This window comes from Pseudomonadota bacterium, assembly GCA_008501635.1.
Taxonomy (GTDB): Bacteria; Pseudomonadota; Gammaproteobacteria; order QQUJ01; family QQUJ01; genus QQUJ01.
In genome coordinates, this window is sequence record QQUJ01000010.1 from 314514 (window position 1) to 339846 (window position 25333).

Here is a 25333-nt window from a genome sequence, read left to right on the forward strand (position 1 = left end):
GCCGCACGGTAGTATTACCCTTCACATTACCTCTTGAAGGAGCTGCCCATGGCCGCCGATTGCGTTTTCTGCAGAATCGTTGCAGGCGAAATCCCCTGCTTCAAACTCCACGAGGACGAGACCACGCTGGCATTCATGGACATCAATCCCGCCAACGAGGGGCACGCGCTCATCATCCCCAAGGGGCATTGGGCCAATCTGTTTGAGGTTGCGCCCGAAGCGTTGAGCGCCACCGTGCTGGCAGCGCAGCGGATAGCCCTCGCCGTGTCAGAAGTGCTCGATCCGCCCGGCCTGAACCTTCTACAGTGCAATGGGCCTGCCGCAGCGCAATCGGTGCAGCATTTTCACCTGCATGTGCTGCCGCGGCAGATGGATGATGCGCTCGCGCTCAACTGGGGAATAAAGCCGGGGGATATGAAAGCGATCGGCGCGTTGGCCGAGCGTATCCGGAGTGCGGTCGTATAAAACTGGGGGCGGACGTTGACGATAAGCGCCCGGGAGGGACGAATCTCACCCAGGCGTTTTTTATCGGCGGTGTGCGATCACGATCCTTCGGATTGCGCCAGGGTGGCTTGGGCTGCCGCCAGGCGCGCGATGGGTACGCGGAAGGGCGAGCAGGAGACATAGTCCAGTCCCACCTTCTGGCAGAAGTGGATCGAGGCAGGGTCTCCCCCGTGTTCGCCGCAGATCCCCAGTTTGAGTGAGCTGCGGGTTGCCCGCCCGCGCTCGGCGGCGATCTGGATCAGTTCGCCGACGCCCTCCTGGTCGAGGGTGACAAAGGGGTCGGCTTCAAATACGCCACGCTCTTCGTAGATCTGCAAAAACCGCCCGGAATCGTCGCGTGACAGTCCAAAAGTGGTTTGGGTCAGATCGTTGGTGCCGAAGCTGAAGAATTCGGCGCATTCGGCAATCTCACCAGCAAGCAACGCCGCACGCGGCAGTTCAATCATGGTGCCGACGAGGTAACGGATCTGGATGCCGGTCTCCTCGATGACCTCCTTGGCGACGTCGTCGATTACCTCTTTCAGCAGCTGCAGCTCCTTCCGGGTGCCGACCAGTGGGATCATGATCTCGGGGACTACCGGCTTGCCGGTTTTGGTCTCCTCAGCGGCCGCTTCAAAGATGGCGCGGGCCTGCATCTCGTAGATCTCCGGGTAGGTCACACCCAGACGACAGCCGCGATGGCCGAGCATCGGATTGGATTCGTGCAGATCCATGGCGCGACTGCGCAGTACTTCCACATCGACCCCGGCCGAGGCGGCAACCTCCTCCATCTCTTCACGCTTGTAGGGCAGAAACTCGTGCAACGGCGGATCGAGCAGTCGAATGGTGACCGGCAGACCCTCCATGATCTTGAACAGTTCGAGAAAATCCTGGCGTTGATAGGGGAGGAGGTGGGCCAGCGCCGCGCGCCGCTCCTGTTCGGTGCTGGAGAGGATCATCTGGCGCATGTGCACGATGCGCTGTGGATCGAAGAACATGTGCTCGGTGCGGCACAGACCGATGCCCTCGGCACCGAACTGGCGTGCGGCAGCCGCGTCTCTGGGCGTCTCGGCATTGGTGCGTACGGTGAGCGTGCGGATCGCATCGACCCACTCCATCAGCACGCCGAAATCGCCAGTGAGTTCGGGTTGGGTCATCTCCACTTCACCGAGCATCACCTGGCCCGTCGAGCCGTCGAGCGTGATGATCTCGCCCTGCTTGACGAGGGTGTCTCCCGCCCTGAGGGTTTGTGTCTCGTAGTCGACCTTGAGACTGCCGGCCCCGGCGACACAGGGTGTACCCATGCCACGGGCCACGACCGCGGCATGGCTGGTCATGCCGCCGCGCGTGGTGAGGATGCCCTGGGCGACATGCATGCCACCGATGTCTTCGGGGCTGGTCTCGATCCGCACCAGAATCACCTTCTCGCCCTGTTCGTGCCAATGCTCGGCGTCTTCGGCGTTGAAGACGATCTTTCCGGTTGCCGCACCGGGGGAGGCAGGCAGACCCTTGCCGATCACCGTACGCAGCGCCTTGGGATCGAGGGTGGGATGCAGCAGATGGTTGAGCTGTTCGGGGTCGATACGCTGCACCGCCTCCTCACGGGTGAGCAATCCCTCGTTGGAAAGATCGATGGCGATCTTCAGCGCCGCGCGCGCGGTGCGCTTGCCGTTGCGGGTCTGCAGCATCCACAACTTGCCGCCCTGGATGGTGAACTCCATGTCCTGCATGTCGCGATAGTGATGCTCGAGCTTGTGGCGGATGGCGTCCAGCTCGGCGAATACACCGGGCATCACCTCCTCCATGGCCGGCAGATCACCATCACCGGCTTCACGTTCGGCGATGGTGAGCGGCTGTGGGGTACGGATGCCGGCCACCACATCTTCGCCCTGGGCGTTGACCAGATACTCGCCGTAGAAGTGGTTATCGCCGGTGGAGGGATTGCGGGTGAAACAGACGCCGGTGGCGCAGTCGTCACCCATGTTGCCGAAGACCATGGCCTGGACGTTGACAGCGGTGCCCCAGTGGGCGGGAATCCCATTGAGTCGACGGTAGGTGATGGCGCGTTGATTCATCCAGCTGCCGAACACAGCTCCGATGGCGCCCCGTAGCTGTTCGTGAGGGTCTTGTGGAAACTCCCGGTCGAGGATGCTCTGGACGGTTGCCTTATAGTCGACCACCAACTCCTTCCAGTCGTCGGCGCTCAGATCGGTATCCAGATCGACGCCCTTGGCCCGTTTACGGCGTTCCAGCAGTGCCTCGAAGTGCTCATGGTCGACGCCCAGCACCACGTCGGAATACATCTGGATGAAACGGCGATAGCTGTCGTAGGCGAAGCGTGGATCGCCGGAGCGCTCCGCGAGTCCGGCGACCGTGGCGTCGTTGAGACCAAGATTGAGTACCGTGTCCATCATCCCCGGCATCGAAGCGCGGGCACCGGAGCGAACCGAGAGCAGCAACGGGTTTTGCGGGTCGTTGAATCTGGCGCCGACGATTTCCTCGATCCGCAGCAGCGCCGCGTCGAGTTGCTCGCTGAGCTCAGCGGGGTACTGTTTGTCATTCTCGTAAAAGGCCGTGCAGACCTCGGTGGTGATAGTGAAACCAGGAGGAACCGGCAGCCCCAGATTGCACATCTCCGCGAGATTTGCACCCTTGCCGCCGAGCAGATTCTTCATGTCGGCGCGCCCTTCGGCACTCCCGTCCCCGAAGGTGTAGATCCACTTCGTCATGACTTGCAGGCCCTTTTATGCAGTTACCCGCTGCGAGCGGGTATCGTTATGTTTACTCAATTCCTTGGGCCGATCTGCACCCGCGGCTGGTGGGCTGACACGATACCTCAACTTCGAGGGTGGGCCAATCAATCCCGGCCAAACGGGGTGTCGATAGCGCAGATTGCGCAACAAAAAAAGCCCGGCGCGAAGGCCGGGCTTTTTTGGTAGGTGGTGCGTGATCTATTTGATCTTCGCTTCCTTGTAGATCACGTGCTTGCGCACGACAGGGTCGTACTTCTTGAACTCGAACTTGTCAGGCGTATTGCGTTTGTTCTTGGTCGTCGTGTAGTAGTGACCGGTTCCCGCCGAGGAGACCAATTTGATCTTGTCGCTTGCTGACTTCGCCATAACGATGCTCCTTTATCAGACCTTCTCGCCGCGCTTGCGCATGTCGGCGAGCACGGTGTCGATGCCCTGTTTGTCAATGATGCGCATACCCTTGGTGGAGACGCGCAAGCGCACGTAGCGCTTTTCGGCCTCGACCCAGAAGCGGTGGGTATGCAGATTGGGCAGGAAGCGCCGCCGCGTCTTGTTGTGGGCGTGCGAGACGTTGTTCCCGGTGGTCGGGCGCTTACCCGTGACCTGGCAGACTCTGGACATCGTGAAATCCCTCGAAATTCGACTTTCCGGCACCGGGAGTCCCGGCGCAAGGCCGGACTTTATACCAGAATCGCCGCTTCGCCTCAACTGGCACGCTTCAGATCAATCCCCGTTCAGCGAGCGAGACGCTCGCTCCATCGCCGATGATGATGTGGTCCAGCAGGCGTACGTCGATCTGGGCCAGGGTGTCCCGTAACCGATCGGTGAGGGAGCGGTCCGCCGTGCTGGGTTCAGCGACTCCCGAGGGGTGATTGTGCGCGATGATGAGTGCCGCGGCATTGAGACTCAGGCAGCGGCGCAGTACCTCGCGGGGGTGGACCGAGGCGCCGTTGATGGTGCCGCGAAACAGCTCCTCGAAGGCGATGATGCGATGGCGGTTGTCCAGAAACAGCGCGGCGAACACTTCGTAGGGACGGTCGCGCAGGCGCGCGGCCAGGTAACGGCGGGTGGCGTTGGGATCGGTCAACAGTTCACCTCGCTGCAGCGCTTCACCCATGTGCCGTGACGCCATCTCCAGTACCGCCTGTAGCTGAGCATACTTGCCGGCACCGAGACCGGGGCGCGCGCAGAACGTGCGGCGATCGGCCTCCAGCAAGGGGCGCAGCCCGCCAAAATCTGCCAATAACTCACGGGCCAGATCGACGGCGGTTTTACCGGGGAGTCCGGTGCGCAGAAAAATGGCGAGCAGTTCGGCATCGGAAAGCGCCTGCGGGCCGCGTTCCAGCAGTTTCTCCCGTGGGCGCTCGGCCGCTGGCCAGTCGGTTATGGCCATGACAACACCTCCTTGTGTTTGTTGGCTAACGTTTGAGTACCAGTGTTATCTTATGCGCCGAACCGACGGGTGCCAATATGAGCTTGAATGGAAAACGAATTCTGGTGGGGGTGACCGGCGGGATCGCTGCCTACAAAACGGCCGATTTGGTCCGTCGCCTCGGCGAAGCGGGCGCTGAGGTTCGCGTGGTGATGACCCGTGGCGCCCAGGCCTTCATCACGCCGCTGACACTCCAGGCGGTATCCGGTCACCCTGTTCACACCGAGTTGCTGGATCCAGCCGCCGAAGCCGGCATGGGGCATATCGAATTGGCGCGCTGGGCCGATCAGGTGCTGGTGGCGCCAGCCAGCGCCCACTTCCTGGCCAAGCTTGCCCATGGTCTGGCAGACGATTTGCTGAGCACCTTGTGCCTGGCCACCGAGGCGCCAATTGCCGCGGCACCGGCGATGAACACCAGGATGTGGTCCAACATGGCGACGCAGGCCAATGTGCGAATTCTGACCGAGCGTGGCGTGAGGTTGCTCGGGCCTGGCGCCGGTGATCTCGCCTGTGGGGAAACCGGGCCGGGGCGTATGCTCGAGCCGCTGGACCTCGTTGCTGCGCTGGTTGCCGGGGACACGGATTTGCTGGGCGGGCTGCGGGTTCTGATGACCGCGGGCCCGACCCGTGAAGCGATCGATCCGGTACGGTTTCTCAGTAATCGTAGCTCCGGAAAAATGGGGTATGCGGTTGCCGCCGCTGCCGCACGGGCCGGTGCACGCGTCGTATTGGTGAGCGGTCCGGTGGCCTTGGCCCCGCCGCCGGGCGTGGAGCGCATCGAGGTGGAAAGCGCCTCGCAGATGCACCAGGCGGTCGTCGAGCGGCTCGACGGGTGCGACATTTTTATCGCTGCCGCTGCCGTTGCCGATTACCGTCCCGCCGAGGTGAACGCACAGAAGATCAAGAAGGAGCAGGCTGAATTGAGTATCGGCCTGCTGCGAACGGAAGACATCCTGGGCACGGTCGCGGCCAGCGAGGCACGGCCATTTACCGTCGGCTTTGCCGCCGAGACCGAACGGGTGGCGGAGTACGCGCGTCAGAAGCTGGAGAACAAGGGTCTTGATCTGATCGCTGCGAACCAGGTGGGCCCCGGGCGGGGATTCGAAACCGACCACAACGCGCTGACGGTGATCTGGGCGGATGGCGCTTGCGAGCTGCCCAGTGCCGGCAAAACCCGGCTGGCCGAACAACTCGTATCTCTCATCGCCGAGCGTTTTTATGCACAAGATTGAAGTCAAGATTCTCGACGGCCGCATAGGCACCGATTTGCCGCTACCGGCTTACGCCACCGATGGATCGGCGGGTTTGGATCTGCGCGCCTGTTTGGAGGAGCCGCTGCTCCTCGCAGCCGGCGAGACGCAGTTGATCCCCACCGGCATAGCCATCCATATCGGTGATCCCAACCTGGCGGCGGTGATCCTGCCGCGCTCGGGGCTCGGGCACAAGCACGGGATCGTGCTGGGCAATCTGGTGGGTTTGATCGATTCCGACTACCAGGGGCAGCTCTTTGTCTCTTGCTGGAATCGGGGTCACAACTCCTTTACCATCGAGATCGGCGAGCGGATTGCCCAACTGGTCTTTGTGCCGGTTGTACGTGCGGAATTCGAGGTGGTGGACGACTTCGAAGAGAGCCATCGCGGATCGGGCGGATTTGGCCATTCGGGAAGACACTGATGGTCGCTCCCGGGGCGCGTGATAACCACAAGCTATAAGCACGGACAGGGAAAGCAATATGAAACACGATTTCATCCCATTCCAATAACGAGCCACGAGGAACAAGGCAGCGGCCCTTCGGGGAGATCATCCCGCAGGCTTTGGCACAAACGATGCTGAAAAGGAATAAGGACAAAAACGGCGCTGCCTCGACCGCTCGAGCTGCGGCTGGGAAGCAAGACAGGGCGTCCAGGCGCGCTGGCAGCAGCATGAATCTGGGCAGCTACGGGTTGCTGCTCTTCCTCGTCGGGGCAGGGGTGTTGATGGCGAGTGGGTTCGTCCTGATGCAGATGTTCCAGATGCAGGGCGGGGTACTGCGCCAGCAAGCCACCGAGGTTGCCAGTTTCTCCTATGCCGGCAGCCTGCAGAGATTGGTCACCCAGGGAATGGGCACCATGAACGGCATAGCTGCCGATCCTGACGTGCAGCAGATCCTGCGCAATGGCAATACCACTGCCGCCGCCGCCAAGGCGCAAGCGCTGGTGCGACTAGTGCCAGGCGCGGTGCGTTTCCGGGTGCTTCCCACTGGTGTGGACCAGGTCGAGAAGGAGGGTAACCCGCCGCTGGGTTACGCCGATCTGCAGCAACTGCGGGAGGCCGAAAAAACGGATCAGTTTCCGCCGGTCGAGGTGATCTTGCCGGGAACGGAGCATGCGCACTTCAATCTGGTGCGACGAGTCGTGGATGGGGACGGTCGCGTGTTGGGCGTGATCATGGCCACCTATCCGGCTGAAAGGCTGCAGCAGACCGTGGCGCAGATGCGCGTCGGCGAGGGGACGATCGAGATTCGTCAGGCCAACGTGGTGCTGGCACGACGTGGCAGCACGGCAGGTTCTGATGCGTCGGCGGTGCGTGTCAACGTGCCGGCGACACGCTGGACATTGCTGTACTGGCCGGCGATGGCGTCGGGTGGGCTGACGGAGGGCCTGATCCCCTATCTTGCTGTATTCGGGGCCGGGGCGTTGTTGCTCGGGCTCGTGATCTATGTCTCGTTTCGCATGGTGTCGGGTGCGATGCGCCGTGACCAGGTGACCGTACTGAACCTGGTAAAGGACATCCTGAACCGCAAGCTGGCGTCGGCCTATCCGGTGAAACTGGCGAATAGCCGCGTGACTGTAGAGCTGTTGCTGAACATGGGACAGGAGTTCGCTGCGATGCCGGCGGCCAAGACCGCTGCCAAATCCGCCCCCCTGCCCGAGGTGGGCGGTTCCATGTTCCCCGACACCGGCGGAATAGAGGTGGAGGAAGACGAGCCGCAGGTAAAAGCGCCAAAGCTCGAGAAGATCCCGTCGAGTATCTTTCGGGCCTACGATATTCGCGGTGTGGTCGATGAGACGCTCACTGTCGAAGGGGTGGAGACCATCGGTAGAGCCATTGGCAGCGAAGCCTTCGAGCGCGGCCAGCAACTGGTGGTTATCGGACGCGATGGCCGCCTCTCCGGCCCCAAGCTGTCAGAGGCACTGGCGCGCGGTTTTATGCGCAGCGGGCGTGATGTGATCGATATCGGAATGGCGCCGACCCCGGTGCTCTATTTTGCCACCCATTATCTGCGCACCGGTTCCGGGGTCGCGGTCACCGGCAGTCATAACCCGCCCAACTATAACGGGCTGAAGATGGTGCTGCGCGATGAGACCCTTTCGGGTGAGGCGATCCAGGCCCTGCGCTCGCGCATTCAGACCGGCAATCTGCTGACGGGCGACGGCAGCATCAGCGAACAGTCGGTGCTTGATGACTACGTTGCCCGTATTACCGGTGACGTGCAGGTGGCGCGCAAGTTGAAGGTCGTGGTTGATTGCGGCAACGGCGTGGCCGGTATGGTCGCGCCCCGACTTCTTCGCGAGCTGGGATGCGAGGTGATCGAGCTCTACTGCGAGGTGGACGGCACCTTCCCCAATCATCACCCTGACCCTGGAAAACTGGAAAATCTGCGCGAACTCATCGCCAAGGTGCGCGAGTCGGGCGCTGATCTCGGCGTTGCCTTCGATGGCGACGGGGATCGTCTGGGCGTGGTGGACGAACAGGGCAAAGTCATCTATCCAGACCGCCTGTTGATGCTGTTTGCCAAGGATCTGCTGCTGCGCCATCCTGGCGCAAGCATCATTTATGACGTCAAATGCACGCGCAACCTCAAACGGGTGATCGCCGAGCATGCCGGCCAGCCCATGATGTGGAAGACCGGTCACTCGCTGATCAAGGCCGCCATGAAAAAAACCGGTGCCTTGCTGGCTGGAGAGATGAGCGGGCACTTTTTCTTCAAGGAGCGCTGGTACGGTTTCGATGACGGCATGTACGCTGCAGCCCGCCTGCTCGAGATCCTCAGTGCCGAGACGGTGCCGGCCAGTAAGGTATTCGCTCAGCTGCCGGAGAGCATTACCACGCCGGAGCTCAACGTACCGGTTAAAGAGGGCGAGCAACACGCTCTGGTGGAAGAGCTGGTGAACCGGGCGCAGTTCCCTGATGCCGAGGTGACCGTTATCGACGGCGTGCGTGCCGATTTTGCCGATGGCTTCGGGTTGGTGCGCGCCTCCAACACAACGCCTGTGCTGGTGTTGCGTTTCGAGGGCGATACCGCGGAGGCGATGAAGCGCATTCAGGAGGCCTTCCGTGAGCAGTTGCTGGCAGTGAAGTCCGATCTCAAGCTGCCGTTCTAGGTTGAAATAACCCTGGGCACGTAGCGATGCATCAGGGGTATCCTGTGGACCGCGGAGCTGCGGAGATGTCGTCGGAACCGGAACCGGCGTCTCAAGCCTCCGCGGTTTGGTTTTTGGGAAAATAGCGCATGACACTCGATTCTCAATCAGCCCTCAACATCGCCACGGTACTCACCGAGGCGCTGCCCTATATCCAGCGCTTTGCCGGCAAGACGGTTGTCATTAAGTACGGCGGCAATGCGATGGTGGACGAGGCGCTGAAAAACGGCTTTGCCCGTGACGTGGTGCTGATGAAACTGGTCGGCATCAACCCGGTGGTGGTCCATGGTGGAGGGCCGCAAATCGGCTCGCTCCTGGCGCGCATCGGCAAGGAGAGCCGTTTCGTCGACGGGATGCGGGTGACCGACGCCGAGACCATGGATGTGGTCGAGATGGTGCTCGGCGGCCTGGTCAACAAAGAGATCGTGCACAACATCAACCGTCACGGTGGCCGCGCGGTGGGACTGACCGGCAAGGACGGAGATCTGATTCGTGCCCGCAAACTGAAGATCACCCGAACCTCTCCCGAACTGGAGGTGCCCGAGATCATCGACATCGGCCATGTGGGCGAAGTGGCGAGCGTCGACACCGCCATCGTGAATATGCTGACTAACGGTGATTTTATCCCGGTGATCGCGCCCATCGGGGTGGGTGAGGATGGTCATTCCTATAACATCAACGCCGATCTGGTAGCCGGCAAGGTGGCAGAGGTGCTGAAGGCTGAAAAGCTGATACTGCTGACCAACACGGCGGGCTTGCTGGACAGGAACGGCGCTGTTCTTACTGGACTGACCGCCGCTCAGGTTGCCGCGCTGATTGAGGACGGCACCATTCATGGCGGTATGCTGCCGAAGATTCGCTGCGCGCTGGAAGCGGTGCAGGGAGGTGTGAGCGCGGCGCACATCATCGATGGGCGCCTTGAGCATGCTGTATTGCTGGAGATCTTCACCGACCAGGGCGTGGGCACGCTGATTCGTTCGGGTCGGTAACAGTATACCGTCATCAACCACCAAGCGTACGATACGCATGAAGCCCATGAAGGCCCAATCGGCGAGTCGTCTCTCTTCGGCCACTTGTATTGACCGTTTCATGTTCAACGGTGCGCATTCAGAGAACCGGGTGGTACAAAGCCGTTCGTATTCGGCCGCGCTTATTTTGATCTTTGCGTGGGGAGGAACAACGCTGTGACGACCCGGCACCGCGGCGATCGCCGCCGCGAGATACTCGAGGCGCTCGCCCATCAACTGGAGACCAGTCCCGGTGAACGCATGACCACCGCAGGACTTGCCGCCAGTCTCGATATATCCGAGGCGGCTCTCTACCGCCATTTCGCCAGCAAGGCGCAGATGTACGAGGGGCTGCTCGAGTTTGCTGAAGAGAGCGTTTTCGAGCGTGTCAATCGTATCCTGGAGGAGGAGCGGGGTACGCTCGGGCGTATCGACAAGATGGTCACGCTGGTGCTGCTTTTCGCCGAGCGTAATCCGGGTATCACGCGCCTGCTGATTGGTGATGCGCTGGTAGGTGAGACTGCCCGGCTGCGTGATCGGGTGGAGCAGTTTTTCGATCGCCTGGAAACCCACTTTCGCCAGGTGCTGCGCGAAGGCGAGATCAGCCAGTCGCAGGAGGGCAGGGTGGCGGTACCGGCCGTGGCGGAGCTTCTGGTCAATCTGCTGGCGGGTAAAATGCAGCACTATGTGCGTTCCGGATTCAAACGCAAACCGAGCGACAACTGGGAAGTGCAGTGGCGGCGGATCTGTGCCGCATTGATCAACACCGGATAGGTGCTGCGGTCTTGCCTCCTACATGGCCGATCGGGGCTTCTCTCCGGCTTCGTCCTTGGCCTGTTCGGTCACTTCACGATAGCGCGCAATATCTTTGGCAAACTGCTGGCGCAGTGTTTCGATCTCGTCGCGCCGGTCGAGAATGAACTCCAAGCCGCGTCGGACCTGATCCTGAGTGGTGAAGATCTCGTTTTGAAGAGTTACCGGGACCGCTTTACCGTTGCGCTCCAGCGCTGCGGCGCGGTTCATCTGCTCATCGAGCTGTTTGCGCAGATTGAGGATATTGCCCTCGGTGACCCTTATCTGTCCTTGCAGGACCGAGATTTTACTGTCACGGGTCTGTTCCATGACTTCGACACTGCTGTAGGTGTCGAGCAGGGCACGATCATAGGCGGCTTGCTCGCGCGCGATACGTTCGAGTTCGGTACGGATGCGCGCCTGACGCTGCTCTTCGGCGATCTCTTCAGCGGTTTTGGCACGATCGATACTGCGCACCGTCAGGCCGCGATCGTTGAGTTCGCTGCGCCCCTGTTTGGCGTGCGCGGGGGGCACGACGTCGCTGTAGTGTACGTTGCCCTCTTCGTCCACCCAGCGGAAAAGTTTGCGGCTTTCTGCCGCGATGCTGGTCGCAAGCATGATGCCGACCAGTCCGCCGATAACCGTCAGCGGTACTCTATGCTTCGATGACAGGATTGAAGTCATAGGAGCTAGTATAACCGTCGATTCTTCGCCGGGTTATCAGGAGTTCGGTAAAATCACGACGATTTTACTGCTGAATGCCGTACTGCGTCTGGTAGATTCGGATGCTGTTGAGGACCTCGGCACGGTCTGGTTGGGTCGCCAGGTACTCGATCATCTCCGTCAATCCCACGATGCAGCTGACCCGCAATCCGTAACGATGCTGTATCTCCTGCACGGCGGAGCTTGTGCCCTGACCGCGCTCCTGTCGATCGAGGGCGATAGCCACGCCGACCGGTTCGGCGCCCTGGGCACGGATGATCTCGACCGATTCACCCACCGATGTGCCAGCCGAGACAACATCATCGATGATCATTACCCGTCCCTGGAGTGGTGCGCCAACGGTGGTGCCTCCTTCGCCGTGATCCTTGGCTTCCTTGCGGTTGAAGGCGTAGGGAACATCACGCTGGTGGTGATCGGCCAGGGCGATCACCGCCGCGGCGGCAAGCGGGATGCCCTTATAGGCGGGGCCGAACAGCATGTCGAAGGCGATGCCGGAGTGCTCGATGGACTGGGCGTAGTAACGACCCAGGCGGGAGAGGCTTTGACCGGAGTTAAAGAGCCCGGCGTTGAAGAAATAGGGGCTCAGGCGTCCGGATTTAAGGGTGAAGCTGCCGAAACGCAGCACCTCCTGCTGGATGGCGAATTCAAGAAACTCTTGCTGGTAGGCGTGCATTGGATTCCTGTCGTGGTTTTCGGCTGTGGTTTCGAAAGCGGCCATAAAACGGTCGTGTATCATACACGCACCCCAAATCTTCACCCAAACACCCGGTATGCGCATCATCAGCTGCAACGTCAATGGCATTCGTTCCGCGAGCAACAAGGGCTTTTTCGCCTGGATGCTGACTCAGAACGCCGATGTCGTTTGTTTGCAGGAGACCAAAGCGCAGGCGCATCAATTGAGCACCGAGATCATCGATCTGCCCGGTTACCATTCCTATTTTTTCGATGCTGACAGGAAGGGTTACAGCGGAGTGGCGGTCTATGCGCGCCGCGAGCCCGACGATATCCACTATGGATTGGGATGGGAGGATATGGACGCCGAGGGGCGCTACCTGCAAGTCGATTTTTCGGGGCTCAGCGTGGCATCGCTCTATCTCCCCTCCGGCTCTTCCGGCGAAGCGCGCCAGGCGGTCAAGTTCGGTTTCCTTGACCGCTTTATGCCACACCTGCGGGAGCTGCGCCGCAAGCATCGCGAATTCGTCCTGTGTGGAGATTGGAACATCGCGCACCGGGCAATCGACCTCAAGAACTGGCGCGCCAACCAGAAAAACTCGGGATTCCTGCCCGAAGAGCGTACCTGGATGGACGAACTGTTTGGCAGCGCGAAGTTCGTGGATGCCTTTCGCGCGGTGAATCCTCATCCGGACCAGTACACGTGGTGGTCCAACCGTGGGCAGGCGTGGGCCAGGAACGTCGGATGGCGTATTGACTACCATGTCGTCACGCCCGGTTTGCGTGACAAGGTTAGAGGTGCCGCTATCTACACATCCGAGCGTTTCTCCGACCATGCGCCACTGACCATCGATTACGACTGGGAGCTGTAGCGGCGAGTGGCAGATACCGCCCATCACACCTGGCGCGAAGCGCTGCTGAGCTATGCCCAACCGCGGGTGGTGGCCATCCTGTTTCTCGGGTTTGCGGCGGGACTGCCCTACCTGCTGGTCTTCTCGACGCTCTCCGCGTGGCTTACCGAGGCGGGTGTCGGCCGTGCGACGATCGGATTCTTCAGTTGGGTCGGCATCACCTTCTCCATCAAAGTGGTGTGGGCGCCCGTGGTGGATCGTGTGCCGATTCCGGGTTTGACGCACCGGCTGGGGCGGCGACGAAGCTGGATGCTGGCCGCGCAAATCGGCGTGGCGTTGGGTTTGGCGGGCATGGCCGTAATCGGTCCGCACCACTCGCTTGTCCAGCTTGCTGTATTGGCGGTATGGGTCGCTTTTGCCTCGGCCACGCAGGATGTGGCGATCGACGCCTTTCGCATCGAATCGGCCAGCGCCGAGTACCAGGGTGCGATGGCGGCAATGTACATATTCGGCTATCGGGTGGCGTTGCTGGTCGCGGGTGCCGGCGCCCTCTATACCGCCGAGATCGCCAATTGGGCGACTGCCTACACGGCAATGGCGCTGCTCATGGGCGTGGGGATCGTCACGGTGCTGTTGGTGACCGAGCCCCGCGCTGCCGGTAATGGCGGCAGCGCTGAGCAGGAACAACGGGTCGTGGAGTTTCTAACCCGCTCGGTCCATCTGCCGGATGCGCAGCGCCGGCTGTGGGCCTGGTTCATTGGTGCCGTGATCTGCCCGTTCAGTGATTTCTTTCAGCGCAATGGCAGTAGCGCCCTGCTGATTCTGTTGCTGATCGGGGTGTACAAACTGAGCGATATCACCATGGGTGTCATGGCCAATCCCTTCTACCTCGATCTGGGATTCAGCAAAAGCGAGATCGCCGGCGTTGCCAAATTCTTCGGCTTTTTCATGGTGCTGGCGGGGAGTGCACTGGGTGGGCTTCTGGTGGTTCGCTACGGCATTCTGCGCCCCCTGTTTCTCGGTGCGGTACTGGTGGCCGCGACCAATCTGCTGTTTGCCTTTCTGGCAGTAACAGGTCCGAAGATCGCAATGCTGGCGGTGGTGATCAGCGCGGATAATCTCAGCGGCGGATTGGCGACAGCCGCCTTTATTGCCTACCTTTCGAGCCTGACCAACAGCGCCTACACGGCTACGCAATATGCGCTCTTCAGTTCACTGATGACGCTGCCGGCGAAGGTTCTCGGTGGCTTTTCGGGCGTGGTGGTGGAGAGCTACGGTTACTTCAGTTTCTTTGTCTACGCCGCGGCCATCGGTCTGCCGGCGATTCTTCTGGTGCTCTATCTGCTTTTAAGGTCCAGAGCGGATCTGATACCCGTCACGATCGGCCCGGATAGCAAGCGGTGACCCTCGGTTATCTCACTGCTTTTTCTGTCGGGCTTCTCGGTGGGGTGCACTGTGTTGCCATGTGCGGCGGCATTGTGGGTGCGCTCACTGCGGGCCTTCCCGGTGCGGCGCAAGGTCAGCCCTTGCGTCCCCTTTCCTACCATTTCGCCTACAATTTGGGGCGTATCGGCAGCTACGCAATGGCGGGTGCGCTCTTCGGGGGCGTGGGATTGGCTTCGGCGCGCCTGCTCCCCGTGCACAGTGTGCAGACCTTCCTGCAGGCCTTGGCGGGCGTATTCATGATCGCACTGGGTCTCTATCTTGGAGGCTGGTGGCTGGGTCTGGGCCGGATCGAGCGCGGCGGAGCGGCGTTATGGCGCAGACTGGAACCGCTGGCACGCCCGCTGCTGCCCGTGCGCAACACCGGTGCCGCCCTGGTGGTTGGCGCGGTCTGGGGATGGCTGCCCTGCGGACTGGTTTACAGTGTTTTGATAATGGCCCTGAGTGCCGGCGGCCCCGTGGAAGGGATGGCGTTGATGCTGGCGTTCGGGTTGGGTACGCTGCCCACCCTGCTGGTATCGGGTCTGTTGGCCGCCAGGCTGTCGGTCTATTTGCGCAAACCCTGGGTGCGGCAGACGGCGGGTACCCTGGTTTTTCTGTTCGGAGCCGCTACCCTGGCGAGTGCCTTGGGTGTGCTGAGACTGCGCGGCGTGGCAGCACCGGGTGGATGACGCTAACCTGAATTATTGAAGTGTAAACGGTTGTCGATTGCGAGGTGTTTATGCGTTTGGTACTGGCGATATTTCTTCCCTGGTTGCAGTTCTTCACCATCGGGCGTCCGCTGGCGGGGATCATCTGCCTGATTCTTCAGGTCACGCTGATTGGCTGGATACCGGCAGCCATTTGGTCGGTTTACGCGCTTAACCAATACAAGACCGACGAGAAGATCAGGGTCGCAATGAAGGAGCAGGAATGATGAGTCTGCGAATCGATCGTGCAGCCAGGTGGATGCTACCGGCCGCGTTGCTGGTGATGTCGGGGTGCCAAACGGCCTACTACTCGACCATGGAGAAATTCGGCGTCCACAAGCGGGAGATTCTGGTCGATCGAGTGGGCGAGGCACGCGATGCCCAGGAAGAGGCAAAGGAGCAGTTCAAATCCGCTCTGGAGCGATTCTCCGCGGTCCTGGGATTCAAGGGCGGTGATCTGCAGGAGAAATACGATCAGCTCAGCAAGGAGTTCGAGCGCAGCGAGGACCGGGCCGGCGAGGTGCGCGATCGAATCGTCAAGGTGGAGGATGTCGCCGAGGCGCTCTTCGACGAATGGCAGGACGAACTGGATCAATACACCAACGCCGGTTTGAAGCGCTCCAGTCAGCAGAAGCTGACTGAAACCAAGCGCCAGTACGCGCAGCTGATTCAAGCCATGAAGCGGGCCGAGAGGAAGATCGAGCCGGTGCTCAATGCCTTTCGCGATCAGGTGCTCTATTTGAAACACAATCTCAATGCCCGGGCGATCGCCTCCCTGAAGGGTGAGCTGGCGGGCGTGGAGAATAACGTCGCTGCGCTGATTCGCGATATGGAACGCTCGATCCGCGAGGCTGACCGCTTTATTCAATCCATGAACCGTGACCAGCAGAGCTGACCGGATTTGACCTTGGATAAAGACGGGCAGGCGTGTGCCCGCCTGTCTGCATTGGAGCACGGCGATGGACTGGAGAATATTTCTCACGGTATTCGTTACGGTGTTTGTCGCCGAGCTGGGCGATAAGACGCAACTGGCGACACTGCTGTTCGCCGCCGACAAAGAGGTCAATAGATGGATTGTCTTCGTCGGCGCCTCTTTGGCGTTGGTGGCGACCTCCGCTATCGGTGTGCTGGCCGGAAGTGCGATCGCGCAGTACGTGAGCGAGAAACACCTGGCCTATGTCGCCGGAGTTGGTTTTGTCTTGATTGGGCTGTGGACGCTGATGCGTGCCTGACCGCGGGAACCCGGCGCCGTTGGGCGGGTCTCAATTCCGGGCGTCGAACAAAACGACGGAGCACCTCTCTTTTTTGCGCGCGAGGACAACGTTATGAAATATGAGCGAATAGGACGGATTGTGCTGTTGCTGGCGAGTTTGTCGATAGGCGGAACGGCACTGGCGCAGGGTGGTCCCGGTGGCGGGATGGGGCGCGGCATGATGGGCTACGCTGGACCTATGGGGCCAGGCATGATGGGCGGAGTCGGGGCGCAGGTTCCCGATGCGGTGCTCGACATCATGGCAGAGCGCATGGTGGGCATGCATGCCTTTATCCAACAATTGACCGCAACCCAGGATCCTGCGGAGCGGCGCAAGTTGATGCGCGAGCATATGGCGGAGACCCCTGGCGGTATGGGTCCCGGCATGATGATGGGACCGGGAATGATGGGACCGGGAATGATGGGACCGGGAATGATGGGACCGGGAATGATGGGACCAGGAATGATGGGACCAGGAATGATGGGACCAGGAATGATGGGACCAGGAATGATGCCCGGCCAGGGTATGCAGGGGTGGGGTTCCCGTGGTCACCCCGGCGGGTACATGCGCCACCATGCCCAGGAGGAGGCAGGCTGGCACAGCGGTATCGAAGACCGGCTGGAGCGAATCGAGCAGTTATTACAGAAGCGCTGACCGCAGCGCGCGCATGGACCGGCAGCAGGCCCCTTGCGGGCCCGCTGTCGCTTGGGTTCCCGGGGGGGCGCACTGCGGCTAAACTTCATAGGCGGTGACGCAACAAAGGATCAGCGTGGAATCAGGCAACCCTACCACCCGAGCATGCTTCTATTACCCGCTGTCGGTCCGCTTCGCTGATACGGACTGCCAGGGGCATGTCTATTTTTCCAACTATCTCGTCTATTGCGATGAAGCGTTGTCAGCCTATCTGGAGGCCGTCGGCTGCGGCTGGCGCGCGTTGCGTGCGCAGGGACTGGATTTTTTCTTTGTCGATACCGGTTGCCAGTTCAAGGGGCGTGCTTATTTTGAAGATCAACTCCATGTTCACACAAAAATCTCGCGTATCGGCAATAGCAGCTTCACCGGCGAGATGGCGGTTCACCGGGCGGTGGATGGAGAACTGATCGCGACCGGATTCATCACTTGCGTGATGGTCGATCGGGAGACGGGCCGTCCGGTGCCCGTACCCCAATCGTTTCGCGATTCCGTTGCGACCTATGAGGTCGGCAGCTAGCCGTTGGCGGCGGGACGACTCTGGTCGGCCATCAGGTTGGACTGGAAAATGGCACGATGCACGTCACCGATGCTGATTATTCCCACCAGCTGACCGTCGACTGCGACCGGAATGCGTCGCACCTTGCGTAGCCACATCATGGCCGCCGCTTTCAATACCGGCATATCGGGCGTCACGGTAGCCACCGCCCGGGTCATCAGGTCGGCTGCTTTGAGTCCGATAACGCTGTGGTAGTTGCTTTCCAGGGACTCCAGGTCACGTAGGCCGCTCTCCATCAGATCCTGCACATTGGGAAACATGTGGTGCAGGACATCCTTCTCCGAGATGACGCCGACGATACGGTCATCCGCGTCGGTGATCGGCATTCCGCTGATGTGGTTCAGCACCATCTGCGTGGCGATCTCGCGCACCGGTGTGTCAGGTCTGGCGGTTTTGACGCCGCGGGTCATAATCTCTTCTACAAGCATGGTTACTCCTCCTGCATCGACTCGTTATCGATTGGTTCACCTTCCATGGGTAAACCCCCCTGGTCCCCGGGTCAAAACAAAGATCTCCATGCCGCCATAGAAAAAATTTTCCGGTATGGCTCTGTCGCTTGCTCCGGTCAGGTTATGCAGATCCCTGCGGGAGAGCGGTGATGATGCAACCGACACTGAGGCTACAGCGCTGGTTGGCTCTCAAGGCGCTGGCCATTTTCGCGGGTCTGGGACTGGTGTTCGCGCTGGACTACAAATTCGGGATCAGCGATGCGTTCAGTATCGCCCAGATCCAGCTTTGGCTGGGCGACGCGGGGATGGCCGCCCCTCTGTTGTTTATCGCGCTGATGGCGGCGGCCGTCGTCTTCAGCCCGCTACCCAGCGTGCCGCTGGATGTGGTGGCGGGTTCGTTCTTTGGGCCGGTACTGGGCACGCTCTATGCATCGTTGGGAGCGTTACTGGGCGCGCAGATGGCGTTTCTGCTGGGGCGGCTTCTGGGGCGGGCGCTGATCGAAAGGGTAGTGAGCGGGCATATCAATTTCTGCGCGGCTTGTTCGGATCACCTGCTGGGTCGACTGGTTTTCGTATCGCGATTGATTCCGTTCATCTCGTTTGATGTCGTGAGTTATGGTGCGGGCTTGACCAAGATGTCGCTGCTTCGTTTCAGTATCGCCACCTACCTGGGCATGCTGCCGCTCACCGTCCTCTACGTAAGCTTCGGCGCGCTGGTGCTGGAGAACCGACACTTTGCGTGGATGCTTGGGTTGCTCTTTGTCGCGCTCTTTTTTCTGCTGCCGCGTTGGATCGAGCGCAACAATCTTTTCTCGATGCGCGAGCGCATGGCGCATCTGGCGGAATCGACCCGGGAACCGGCCCGGGCGGCGGGTGCGATTTCACCGGTGACCCGACGCGATGTGATCGATTCGTGACCAATTCGTGATGGGCTCTCCACGTGGTTCGCCTGTAATCACTTCATGCGCTGTACCGGGGCGCTTTTTGCAACGACCTGATTAAGGAGAGTGATTATGAAAATGCGAATGTCCTACCTTGCACCGCTGTTGGGTGTCGGCTTGTTGAGCGCGACGATGCCGGTTTCCGCCGACAGCATGAACAAGAGCGATACGATGAAAAAGTCGATGTCCGGGGAGACCATGATGACCAAGCCTGCGATGCAGGATGAAATGAAGAAAAAGGAGATGATGGACGAAAAGATGACCGGCAAGATGGAGAACATGGACAAGAAGATGGACAAGATGGAAGGTCAGATGGGCGAGAAAATGGATAAGATGGAGAGCAAGCAGTAGAGTGACCCGGACCCCGGGGGCACGGCGGGCAGGGTTTCCACCGGCCCCCCAGGTCGCCAACAACGGAGGGCAGCAATGACGCGCAAGGTGCTGGTGGTCGAAGACAGTCCCGACATCGCGCGCCTGGTCAAGTTGCATCTCTCCGATATTCAGTGCGAGGCGGACGTGGTCGGCGATGGCCGTGAGGCGCTGGCGCGGTTCCATCCCGACCGTTACGCGCTGGTGATCCTCGATCTGATGCTGCCGGGAATCGATGGCCTGGAGGTATGCCGTCAGCTGCGCCAGCAGCCCTGCTACGTCCCGATCCTGATGCTCACCGCGCGCACCGCCGAACTGGACCGGGTGCTGGGATTGGAGATGGGTGCGGATGACTATCTCACCAAACCGTTCAGCATTCCCGAGCTGCTGGCACGTGTGAAGGCGCTCCTGCGTCGCGCAGAAGCCCTCGCGGCGCCTGTGGAAACACCAACAGAGAACGAGACGCTCGATGCGGGTGAAATGCACATCGATCTGGCGCGGCATCGGGTCGAAATGGCCGGTGAAGAGGTGACGCTGACCGCCAAGGAGTTCGACCTGCTGGTCCACTTCGCACGCCATCCCGGTCGCGTCTATACGCGCATGCAGCTGCTCGATCAGGTATGGGGTTACAGCCACGAGGGCTACGAACATACCGTCAACTCGCACATCAATCGCCTGCGCGCCAAGATTGAACACAATCCCGCCAAACCCCGTTTCGTCCTCACGGTCTGGGGTGTGGGCTACAAATTCGCCGACGATCTCTGATGCTGCGCACCCTCTATGCACGGCTGGCGGTGGTGCTGGTGCTGGTGCTGGCGTCGGTGGGCACCATCTATCTGGCGGTGAGCTGGTCCTCGATGCACCGCTATCTGCAGGAGGTCAACCAGCGTTTCAATCGTGATCTGGCACGCAACCTGGTGGCCGATCGCAATCTGGTCGCGCAGGGCCGTCTCGACGAGGCGGCGCTCAAAGAGACCTTTCATCAGTACATGGTGATCAATCCCAGCATCGAGATCTATCTGCTCGACCTGGAGGGTGCGATCCTCGCCTTTTCGGCGGATCCTGAGAAGGTGAAACGCAAGCGTGTCTCGCTCGAGCCCGTCCGTGCCTTTCTGCGTGGCGACACCTACCCGTTGCTGGGGGATGATCCGCGCGGTCACGATTCGCGCAAGCCGTTTTCGGTGACCCCCGTGCCAATGGCGGAAAAGCCGGAAGGTTATCTCTATGTGGTGCTGCGCGGCGAGGATTTCGATGTCATGGAGCGGGCGATTCGTGACAGCCACTTCCTGCGCGTCAGCGCCTGGGCGCTGGCCGTCGCTCTGGCGTTGGGCCTGGTGGCGGGGCTGCTCGTTTTTCATCTGCTCACGCGACGCCTGGAGCGGCTGACGCGTGGTATGGAAGTGTTCAAGGAGAGCGGCTTCGTCACCCATAACGCCTACTCCCGGCCCGATCAGCGGCCGGCGGACGAAATTGATCGCCTCGGGCTTACCTTCGATGCCATGGCCGGGCGCATCTCCGAGCAGATCGAGGCATTGCAGAAGAAAGACACGCTACGCCGCGATCTGGTGGCGCAGGTCTCGCATGATCTGCGCACGCCGCTTGCCTCCCTGCGTGGTTATCTGGAAACGCTGAAACTGAAAAGCGGCACCTTGTCGCCAGCGGAGCGGGAGGAGTACCTGCAGGCGGCGTTGCGGCAAAGCGAGGGATTGAGCCAACGCGTGGGCGCACTGTTTGAGCTGGCGAAGTTCGATGCCCAGGAGACACCGCCCCAGTACGAGCCGTTCAGCATCGCTGAGCTGGTACAGGATGTGATTCAGAAGTTTCAGCCTGACGCCGAGCAGCGCCGCGTGGTGCTGAGCATGACCGGCGCCCTCGATATCGGCTGGGTGAACGCCGACATTGCCATGATCGAGCGGGTGTTCGATAACCTGATTGAAAACGCCCTGCGTCATACGCCCTCTGGTGGACAGGTGCGCGTCGTGCTCGTCGAGCAGGGGTCGGCCATCGAGGTCAGGATCGAGGATAGCGGCGACGGGATCGATGCGGCCGATCTGCCGCAAGTGTTCGATCGCTTCTACCGAGGCAGCAAAGCGGGCAGTGGCGATGAGCATGTCGGGCTGGGCCTGGCCATCGTCAAGCGCATCCTCGATCTGCATGGCTGCGAGATTCGCGTCAGCAGCGAATGCGGCCACGGCACCTGCTTCACCTTCGTCCTGCCGAAACGTTAGTGGTCAGAGGGTGCCCGACCCGACAAAGGGCGGAAGGTGGCGGGGCGCGGCAATGCGTACCTGTTTGCGGCGACCGACGGTCCCCGATTCGAGTGTTACGGCACTTTTGGCCACGCCACAGAGTTTGGCGAGAAAGGCGCAAAGGTGTCGGTTGGCCTTGCCGTCTACCGGCGGGGCAGTAATACGTACCCGCAGGTACGCACCGTGGGGTCCCACGATTTCGTCGCGACTGGCACGCGGCTGGATCTGCAGGGCGACGATCAACGCTTCGCCCTCCCAGTGGTACCAGGGTGCTGACTCACTCAACTGGCGAGGCGGTAAAGCGGCGGCAGTATCAGCATCTTGGCGAGTTGCAGGCCGATGATCACGACGATGGGCGAGAGGTCCATGCCGCCCATCGGGGGAAGCAGTCGCTGCGCAGGACCCAGCAGTGGTCGATTCAACGAATAGAGCATGCTGGTGATCGGATTGTGCTGACCGGGATTCACCCAGCTGAGAATTGCCTGGATGATGATGGTCACCAGAAAGACATTGAAGAGCAGTGAGATCAGTTCGGCGATCGACAGCACCAGTAATGGGCCGATGCCCGGTTCCACGCCGCGCAGCAGAGCAACAAACAGCAGGGCCGCCATCTGCAGGATCAGCATCAACACCAGCGCGGCGATGTCGACGCCCGCCCAACCGGGGATGAGGCGGCGCAGCGGTCGCAGAGGCGGGTTGGTGATTTTGACCAGAAACTGCGAGACCGGGTTGTAGAAATCAGCCTGTACCCACTGCAGCAGGAAGCGCAGCATGACGCAGAGCAGGTAGAGCCCGACCAGGGTCTGGATCAAAAACTCCAGCGGATTGGTGAAATAGTTGCTGCCCATAACGCGTTCAGTCCTTGCCGAGGATATCGGCCAGTTCTCGAGACCGTTGACAGGCGGCATGCAGCGCCTTGTCCACGAGCCCGCCGAAATCGCCCGCGGCGAATGCCTCGAGCGCCTTTTCCGTGGTACCGCCCGGCGAGGTAACCCGCCGACGCAGCGTTGCGACATCGTCTTCACTGGAGAGCGCCATGCGGGCGGCGCCGAAAGCGGTTTCGAGCGTCAGCAGGTGGGCAGTCTCCGCGGACAGTCCCAGCTCACGGGCGACCCGCTCCAGGTGTTCCATGAACAGAAAAAAGTAGGCGGGACCGCTGCCTGAGAGCGCGGTGACCGCATCCAGCTGCGCCTCTTCCAGCACCCAGATTGTGACACCCACCGAGCGCAGGATCGTCTCGGCCTGTTCGCGTTGGGTTTGGCTGACGCGCCCGTTGGCAAAGAGCGCCGTCGCGCCGCTTTTCACCAGCGCCGGCGTATTGGGCATCGTACGTACCAGTGCGATATTGCCACCCAGCCAGCGTTCGATATCGGCGCTGCGCACTCCGGCGGCGATGGAAACGACGAGCGGCTTGCGCTTCTGCACGATCTCGGCCAGCTCGCGCGCCACACCCCGCAGTACTTGCGGTTTGATTGCGAGAATCAGCACCTCGCCGTGATCGGCTGCCTCCTGATTGAGCGCCGTGGTGTGAATGCCGAATTCCTCGCGCAGCCGGTCGAGTCCTTCGGTGTGCGGGTCCGCCGCCCAGATGCGGACGGGATCGTAGTGATCGGTGATCAAACCACCGATCAGGCTGCGGGCCATGTTGCCGCCGCCTATGAAGCTCAGTGTCGGGGATTTCATGGTTGCCAAGATACTCAACAGGGTAGGCGGGCTCAAGTTCCGTGTGTGTGGCGCGCGCCGAAAATGGCGGTGCCAACGCGCACCAGGGTGGCGCCCTCGAGTATGGCGGCCTCCAGGTCATCGGTCATGCCCATCGAGAGGGTGTCGAGGCCAGGACCTTGCTGTTGCAGTCGCTCCAGCGCCACCCTCAGAATTCGGAACGGTGTGCGCTGGCTCTCGGGGTCGTCGCTGGGTTTGGGAATTGCCATCAGTCCGCGCAGGCGCAAGTTGGGGAGCATGGCGATTTCTGCGGCGATCGCCGGCAGTTGCTCAATATCGATGCCGGATTTGCTGGCCTCGCGACTGACGTTGACCTGCAGACAGATATTCAGCGGTTTTCGGTCGTGGGGGCGCTGTTCGCTCAGGCGTCTGGCGATCTTCAGTCGATCGACACTGTGCACCCAATCGAAGCTTTCGGCGACCGTACGGCTTTTGTTTGATTGAATCGGGCCGATAAAGTGCCAGGTGATCGCAAGATCAGTGAGTGCCGCCATCTTGGCAACGGCCTCCTGGAGGTAGTTTTCACCGAAGTCGCGTTGACCCGCGGCGTAGGCGCTGCGCAGATCTTCTGCAGGGCGGGTCTTGCTGACGGCGATCAGCCGTACGCAGCCTGGAGCCCGACCGGCAGCACCTTCGGCGTCCCGAATACGTTTGCGGAGCGCATCGAGCTGTGCTTTTATGAGACGCGCATCGCGCTTTTCGGTCATGGCCCCAAATAAAGTTTTATGGTTGGTATGATAGGGTTGCTCGATCGGTTGGCCAAAAGAGCGCACGGCGGGCAAGTCTCGGATTGTAGTGTAAGGGGGATGTGAATGGACATAGCCGAACTGCTGGCGTTTGGTGTGAAAAACGGGTCGTCCGACCTGCATATATCAGCCGGCCTGCCGCCGATGATCCGCGTCGACGGCGATATTCGTCGCATCAATCTGCCGTCAATGGATCACAAGACCGTTCATGCGCTGGTCTACGACATCATGAACGACAAGCAGCGCAAGGATTTCGACGAGTTCTACGAAACCGATTTCTCCTTTGAGCTGCCGGGCATCGCGCGCTTTCGCGTCAACGCCTTCACTCAGAACCGCGGCACCGGTGCGGTGTTTCGTACCATCCCCTCCAACGTCCTGACGCTGGAAGATCTGGCCTGCCCGGCGATCTTCAAGGATATCTCCGATCAACCACGCGGGCTGGTGCTGGTGACTGGGCCCACGGGATCGGGAAAATCCACCACGCTGGCGGCGATGGTCAATCACAAGAACGAGAATGAGTTCGGGCATATCCTTACCATCGAGGATCCCATCGAATTCGTCCACGAGAGCAAGAAGTGTTTGGTTAACCAGCGCGAGGTTCATCGCGATACGCTGGGATTCAATGAGGCGCTGCGCTCGGCCCTGCGCGAGGATCCCGACACCATTCTGGTGGGTGAGTTGCGCGATCTGGAGACGATACGCCTGGCGCTGACGGCTGCCGAGACCGGGCACTTGGTGTTTGGTACGCTGCACACGGTCTCTGCCGCCAAGACCATCGATCGTATCGTCGACGTCTTTCCAGGGGGCGAGAAGGACATGGTGCGTTCCATGCTTTCGGAAGCGCTGCGTGCGGTCATCTCGCAGACCTTGATGAAGAAGGTGGGCGGTGGCCGAATCGCGGCCCACGAGATCATGATCGGTACGCCGGCGATACGGAATTTGATTCGCGAAAACAAGGTCGCGCAGATGTATTCGGCGATTCAGACGGGTAACAAATCCGGGATGCAGACGCTTGATCAGTGTCTCACCGATCTGGTGCAAAAAGGACTGGTGACCCGCCAGGATGCCCGCACACGCGCAGCCAATAAAGAGACTTTCTAGTGCTAGTCG

29 protein-coding genes and 1 pseudogene are annotated in these 25333 nt (G+C 60.8%); 19 read left to right on the forward strand and 11 right to left on the reverse strand.

What is annotated here, in order from left to right:
- Positions 1-48: 48 nt before the first annotated feature.
- Positions 49-465 carry an HIT family protein gene (locus DWQ09_03870; protein ID KAA3629400.1) on the forward strand — a complete coding sequence of 139 codons (417 nt, stop codon included), beginning with the start codon at positions 49-51 and terminating at the stop codon, positions 463-465.
- 77 nt (positions 466-542) lie between these two features.
- Here DWQ09_03870 and DWQ09_03875 read toward each other — a convergent pair whose 3' ends face one another.
- The 4 genes from DWQ09_03875 to DWQ09_03890 all read right to left on the reverse strand — a co-directional run bounded on the left by DWQ09_03875 (position 543) and on the right by DWQ09_03890 (position 4626).
- Positions 543-3212 carry a pyruvate, phosphate dikinase gene (locus DWQ09_03875; GenBank protein ID KAA3629401.1) on the reverse strand — a complete coding sequence of 890 codons (2670 nt, stop codon included), beginning with the start codon at positions 3210-3212 and terminating at the stop codon, positions 543-545.
- Between the two features lie 222 nt (positions 3213-3434).
- Positions 3435-3602 carry a 50S ribosomal protein L33 gene (gene rpmG / locus DWQ09_03880; GenBank protein KAA3629402.1) on the reverse strand — a complete coding sequence of 56 codons (168 nt, stop codon included), beginning with the start codon at positions 3600-3602 and terminating at the stop codon, positions 3435-3437.
- 15 nt (positions 3603-3617) lie between these two features.
- On the reverse strand, positions 3618-3854 hold the full coding sequence (locus tag DWQ09_03885) for a 50S ribosomal protein L28 (GenBank protein KAA3629403.1): 237 nt from the start codon (positions 3852-3854) through the stop codon (positions 3618-3620).
- Between the two features lie 97 nt (positions 3855-3951).
- Positions 3952-4626: a JAB domain-containing protein gene (locus DWQ09_03890; GenBank protein ID KAA3629404.1), complete on the reverse strand. Its 675-nt coding sequence runs from the start codon at positions 4624-4626 to the stop codon at positions 3952-3954.
- A gap of 77 nt (positions 4627-4703) precedes the next feature.
- Here DWQ09_03890 and coaBC point away from each other — a divergent pair, with 77 nt between their 5' ends.
- The 5 genes from coaBC to DWQ09_03915 all read left to right on the forward strand — a co-directional run bounded on the left by coaBC (position 4704) and on the right by DWQ09_03915 (position 10849).
- Positions 4704-5897 (forward strand): bifunctional phosphopantothenoylcysteine decarboxylase/phosphopantothenate--cysteine ligase CoaBC, encoded by a 1194-nt coding sequence (gene coaBC, locus DWQ09_03895; GenBank protein KAA3629405.1) that lies wholly within the window; start codon positions 4704-4706, stop codon positions 5895-5897.
- Positions 5884-6339 (forward strand): dUTP diphosphatase, encoded by a 456-nt coding sequence (locus DWQ09_03900; protein ID KAA3629406.1) that lies wholly within the window; start codon positions 5884-5886, stop codon positions 6337-6339. Before coaBC ends, DWQ09_03900 begins: the two co-directional genes overlap by 14 nt.
- A gap of 152 nt (positions 6340-6491) precedes the next feature.
- Positions 6492-9029 (forward strand): phosphomannomutase/phosphoglucomutase, encoded by a 2538-nt coding sequence (locus tag DWQ09_03905; GenBank protein ID KAA3629407.1) that lies wholly within the window; start codon positions 6492-6494, stop codon positions 9027-9029.
- Positions 9030-9157: 128 nt separating this feature from the next.
- The gene (gene argB / locus DWQ09_03910; protein KAA3629408.1) at positions 9158-10057 is read left to right on the forward strand and encodes an acetylglutamate kinase; all 900 of its coding nucleotides are present in this window, start codon (positions 9158-9160) and stop codon (positions 10055-10057) included.
- Positions 10058-10252: 195 nt separating this feature from the next.
- Positions 10253-10849 (forward strand): nucleoid occlusion factor SlmA, encoded by a 597-nt coding sequence (locus tag DWQ09_03915; protein KAA3629409.1) that lies wholly within the window; start codon positions 10253-10255, stop codon positions 10847-10849.
- 18 nt (positions 10850-10867) lie between these two features.
- Here the strand turns inward: DWQ09_03915 and DWQ09_03920 are convergent, their stop codons facing one another.
- On the reverse strand, positions 10868-11551 hold the full coding sequence (locus DWQ09_03920; GenBank protein ID KAA3629410.1) for a DUF4124 domain-containing protein: 684 nt from the start codon (positions 11549-11551) through the stop codon (positions 10868-10870).
- A gap of 64 nt (positions 11552-11615) precedes the next feature.
- Positions 11616-12263: an orotate phosphoribosyltransferase gene (locus DWQ09_03925; protein ID KAA3629838.1), complete on the reverse strand. Its 648-nt coding sequence runs from the start codon at positions 12261-12263 to the stop codon at positions 11616-11618.
- 97 nt (positions 12264-12360) lie between these two features.
- Between DWQ09_03925 and xth the strand changes: the two genes are divergently transcribed.
- From xth to DWQ09_03965, 8 genes and pseudogenes are all read left to right on the forward strand, one after another.
- Complete coding sequence (gene xth / locus DWQ09_03930; protein ID KAA3629411.1) at positions 12361-13134, forward strand: exodeoxyribonuclease III; 774 nt, start codon at positions 12361-12363, stop codon at positions 13132-13134.
- A gap of 75 nt (positions 13135-13209) precedes the next feature.
- The gene (locus DWQ09_03935) at positions 13210-14517 is read left to right on the forward strand and encodes an MFS transporter (GenBank protein ID KAA3629839.1); all 1308 of its coding nucleotides are present in this window, start codon (positions 13210-13212) and stop codon (positions 14515-14517) included.
- 59 nt (positions 14518-14576) lie between these two features.
- Entirely contained in the window at positions 14577-15227 is a 651-nt protein-coding gene (locus DWQ09_03940; GenBank protein ID KAA3629840.1) for a sulfite exporter TauE/SafE family protein, read from the forward strand.
- 50 nt (positions 15228-15277) lie between these two features.
- Positions 15278-15472: a YqaE/Pmp3 family membrane protein gene (locus DWQ09_03945; GenBank protein ID KAA3629412.1), complete on the forward strand. Its 195-nt coding sequence runs from the start codon at positions 15278-15280 to the stop codon at positions 15470-15472.
- Complete coding sequence (locus DWQ09_03950; GenBank protein KAA3629413.1) at positions 15469-16140, forward strand: DUF2959 domain-containing protein; 672 nt, start codon at positions 15469-15471, stop codon at positions 16138-16140. The genes DWQ09_03945 and DWQ09_03950 overlap by 4 nt, the downstream gene beginning before the upstream one ends.
- Positions 16141-16204: 64 nt before the next feature.
- Entirely contained in the window at positions 16205-16477 is a 273-nt protein-coding gene (locus tag DWQ09_03955; GenBank protein ID KAA3629414.1) for a UPF0016 family protein, read from the forward strand.
- Positions 16478-16666: 189 nt separating this feature from the next.
- A pseudogene (locus tag DWQ09_03960) lies at positions 16667-17005 on the forward strand (hypothetical protein).
- 241 nt (positions 17006-17246) lie between these two features.
- Positions 17247-17708, forward strand: coding sequence for an acyl-CoA thioesterase (locus DWQ09_03965; GenBank protein KAA3629415.1), 462 nt, complete (start codon positions 17247-17249; stop codon positions 17706-17708).
- On the opposite strand, the gene DWQ09_03970 is transcribed toward DWQ09_03965, so the two are convergent.
- The gene (locus tag DWQ09_03970) at positions 17705-18175 is read right to left on the reverse strand and encodes a CBS domain-containing protein (GenBank protein ID KAA3629416.1); all 471 of its coding nucleotides are present in this window, start codon (positions 18173-18175) and stop codon (positions 17705-17707) included. The two genes, DWQ09_03965 and DWQ09_03970, sit on opposite strands and share 4 nt — an antisense overlap.
- Positions 18176-18345: 170 nt before the next feature.
- Between DWQ09_03970 and DWQ09_03975 the strand changes: the two genes are divergently transcribed.
- From DWQ09_03975 to DWQ09_03990, 4 genes are all read left to right on the forward strand, one after another.
- Complete coding sequence (locus DWQ09_03975; GenBank protein ID KAA3629417.1) at positions 18346-19113, forward strand: TVP38/TMEM64 family protein; 768 nt, start codon at positions 18346-18348, stop codon at positions 19111-19113.
- A 96-nt stretch (positions 19114-19209) separates the two neighbouring features.
- The gene (locus DWQ09_03980) at positions 19210-19488 is read left to right on the forward strand and encodes a hypothetical protein (protein ID KAA3629418.1); all 279 of its coding nucleotides are present in this window, start codon (positions 19210-19212) and stop codon (positions 19486-19488) included.
- A gap of 75 nt (positions 19489-19563) precedes the next feature.
- Complete coding sequence (locus tag DWQ09_03985) at positions 19564-20271, forward strand: DNA-binding response regulator (protein ID KAA3629419.1); 708 nt, start codon at positions 19564-19566, stop codon at positions 20269-20271.
- Positions 20271-21734 carry a sensor histidine kinase gene (locus DWQ09_03990; GenBank protein ID KAA3629420.1) on the forward strand — a complete coding sequence of 488 codons (1464 nt, stop codon included), beginning with the start codon at positions 20271-20273 and terminating at the stop codon, positions 21732-21734. The genes DWQ09_03985 and DWQ09_03990 overlap by 1 nt, the downstream gene beginning before the upstream one ends.
- Before the next feature lie 3 nt (positions 21735-21737).
- Here the strand turns inward: DWQ09_03990 and DWQ09_03995 are convergent, their stop codons facing one another.
- The 4 genes from DWQ09_03995 to DWQ09_04010 are packed head-to-tail and all read right to left on the reverse strand — an operon-like array spanning position 21738 to position 24184.
- On the reverse strand, positions 21738-22040 hold the full coding sequence (locus DWQ09_03995) for a YggU family protein (protein KAA3629421.1): 303 nt from the start codon (positions 22038-22040) through the stop codon (positions 21738-21740).
- Entirely contained in the window at positions 22037-22603 is a 567-nt protein-coding gene (locus tag DWQ09_04000; protein KAA3629422.1) for a YggT family protein, read from the reverse strand. The genes DWQ09_03995 and DWQ09_04000 overlap by 4 nt, the downstream gene beginning before the upstream one ends.
- A gap of 7 nt (positions 22604-22610) precedes the next feature.
- On the reverse strand, positions 22611-23438 hold the full coding sequence (locus tag DWQ09_04005; protein ID KAA3629423.1) for a pyrroline-5-carboxylate reductase: 828 nt from the start codon (positions 23436-23438) through the stop codon (positions 22611-22613).
- Between the two features lie 32 nt (positions 23439-23470).
- On the reverse strand, positions 23471-24184 hold the full coding sequence (locus DWQ09_04010) for a YggS family pyridoxal phosphate-dependent enzyme (GenBank protein ID KAA3629841.1): 714 nt from the start codon (positions 24182-24184) through the stop codon (positions 23471-23473).
- Between the two features lie 105 nt (positions 24185-24289).
- Here DWQ09_04010 and DWQ09_04015 point away from each other — a divergent pair, with 105 nt between their 5' ends.
- Positions 24290-25324, forward strand: coding sequence for a type IV pilus twitching motility protein PilT (locus DWQ09_04015; protein ID KAA3629424.1), 1035 nt, complete (start codon positions 24290-24292; stop codon positions 25322-25324).
- Positions 25325-25333 lie beyond the last annotated feature (9 nt).

Bases quoted from the DNA above. Each gene is read 5' to 3' on its own strand.
- DWQ09_03870 (KAA3629400.1), top strand. From the start codon at position 49: ATGGCCGCCGATTGCGTTTTCTGCAGAATCGTTGCAGGCGAAATCCCC.
- DWQ09_03875 (KAA3629401.1), bottom strand. From the start codon at position 3,212: ATGACGAAGTGGATCTACACCTTCGGGGACGGGAGTGCCGAAGGGCGC.
- rpmG (KAA3629402.1), bottom strand. From the start codon at position 3,602: ATGGCGAAGTCAGCAAGCGACAAGATCAAATTGGTCTCCTCGGCGGGA.
- DWQ09_03885 (KAA3629403.1), bottom strand. From the start codon at position 3,854: ATGTCCAGAGTCTGCCAGGTCACGGGTAAGCGCCCGACCACCGGGAAC.
- DWQ09_03890 (KAA3629404.1), bottom strand. From the start codon at position 4,626: ATGGCCATAACCGACTGGCCAGCGGCCGAGCGCCCACGGGAGAAACTG.
- coaBC (KAA3629405.1), top strand. From the start codon at position 4,704: ATGAGCTTGAATGGAAAACGAATTCTGGTGGGGGTGACCGGCGGGATC.
- DWQ09_03900 (KAA3629406.1), top strand. From the start codon at position 5,884: ATGCACAAGATTGAAGTCAAGATTCTCGACGGCCGCATAGGCACCGAT.
- DWQ09_03905 (KAA3629407.1), top strand. From the start codon at position 6,492: ATGCTGAAAAGGAATAAGGACAAAAACGGCGCTGCCTCGACCGCTCGA.
- argB (KAA3629408.1), top strand. From the start codon at position 9,158: ATGACACTCGATTCTCAATCAGCCCTCAACATCGCCACGGTACTCACC.
- DWQ09_03920 (KAA3629410.1), bottom strand. From the start codon at position 11,551: ATGACTTCAATCCTGTCATCGAAGCATAGAGTACCGCTGACGGTTATC.
- DWQ09_03925 (KAA3629838.1), bottom strand. From the start codon at position 12,263: ATGCACGCCTACCAGCAAGAGTTTCTTGAATTCGCCATCCAGCAGGAG.
- xth (KAA3629411.1), top strand. From the start codon at position 12,361: ATGCGCATCATCAGCTGCAACGTCAATGGCATTCGTTCCGCGAGCAAC.
- DWQ09_03940 (KAA3629840.1), top strand. From the start codon at position 14,577: ATGTGCGGCGGCATTGTGGGTGCGCTCACTGCGGGCCTTCCCGGTGCG.
- DWQ09_03945 (KAA3629412.1), top strand. From the start codon at position 15,278: ATGCGTTTGGTACTGGCGATATTTCTTCCCTGGTTGCAGTTCTTCACC.
- DWQ09_03950 (KAA3629413.1), top strand. From the start codon at position 15,469: ATGATGAGTCTGCGAATCGATCGTGCAGCCAGGTGGATGCTACCGGCC.
- DWQ09_03955 (KAA3629414.1), top strand. From the start codon at position 16,205: ATGGACTGGAGAATATTTCTCACGGTATTCGTTACGGTGTTTGTCGCC.
- DWQ09_03970 (KAA3629416.1), bottom strand. From the start codon at position 18,175: ATGCTTGTAGAAGAGATTATGACCCGCGGCGTCAAAACCGCCAGACCT.
- DWQ09_03975 (KAA3629417.1), top strand. From the start codon at position 18,346: ATGATGCAACCGACACTGAGGCTACAGCGCTGGTTGGCTCTCAAGGCG.
- DWQ09_03980 (KAA3629418.1), top strand. From the start codon at position 19,210: ATGAAAATGCGAATGTCCTACCTTGCACCGCTGTTGGGTGTCGGCTTG.
- DWQ09_03985 (KAA3629419.1), top strand. From the start codon at position 19,564: ATGACGCGCAAGGTGCTGGTGGTCGAAGACAGTCCCGACATCGCGCGC.
- DWQ09_03990 (KAA3629420.1), top strand. From the start codon at position 20,271: ATGCTGCGCACCCTCTATGCACGGCTGGCGGTGGTGCTGGTGCTGGTG.
- DWQ09_04000 (KAA3629422.1), bottom strand. From the start codon at position 22,603: ATGGGCAGCAACTATTTCACCAATCCGCTGGAGTTTTTGATCCAGACC.
- DWQ09_04005 (KAA3629423.1), bottom strand. From the start codon at position 23,438: ATGAAATCCCCGACACTGAGCTTCATAGGCGGCGGCAACATGGCCCGC.
- DWQ09_04010 (KAA3629841.1), bottom strand. From the start codon at position 24,184: ATGACCGAAAAGCGCGATGCGCGTCTCATAAAAGCACAGCTCGATGCG.
- DWQ09_04015 (KAA3629424.1), top strand. From the start codon at position 24,290: ATGGACATAGCCGAACTGCTGGCGTTTGGTGTGAAAAACGGGTCGTCC.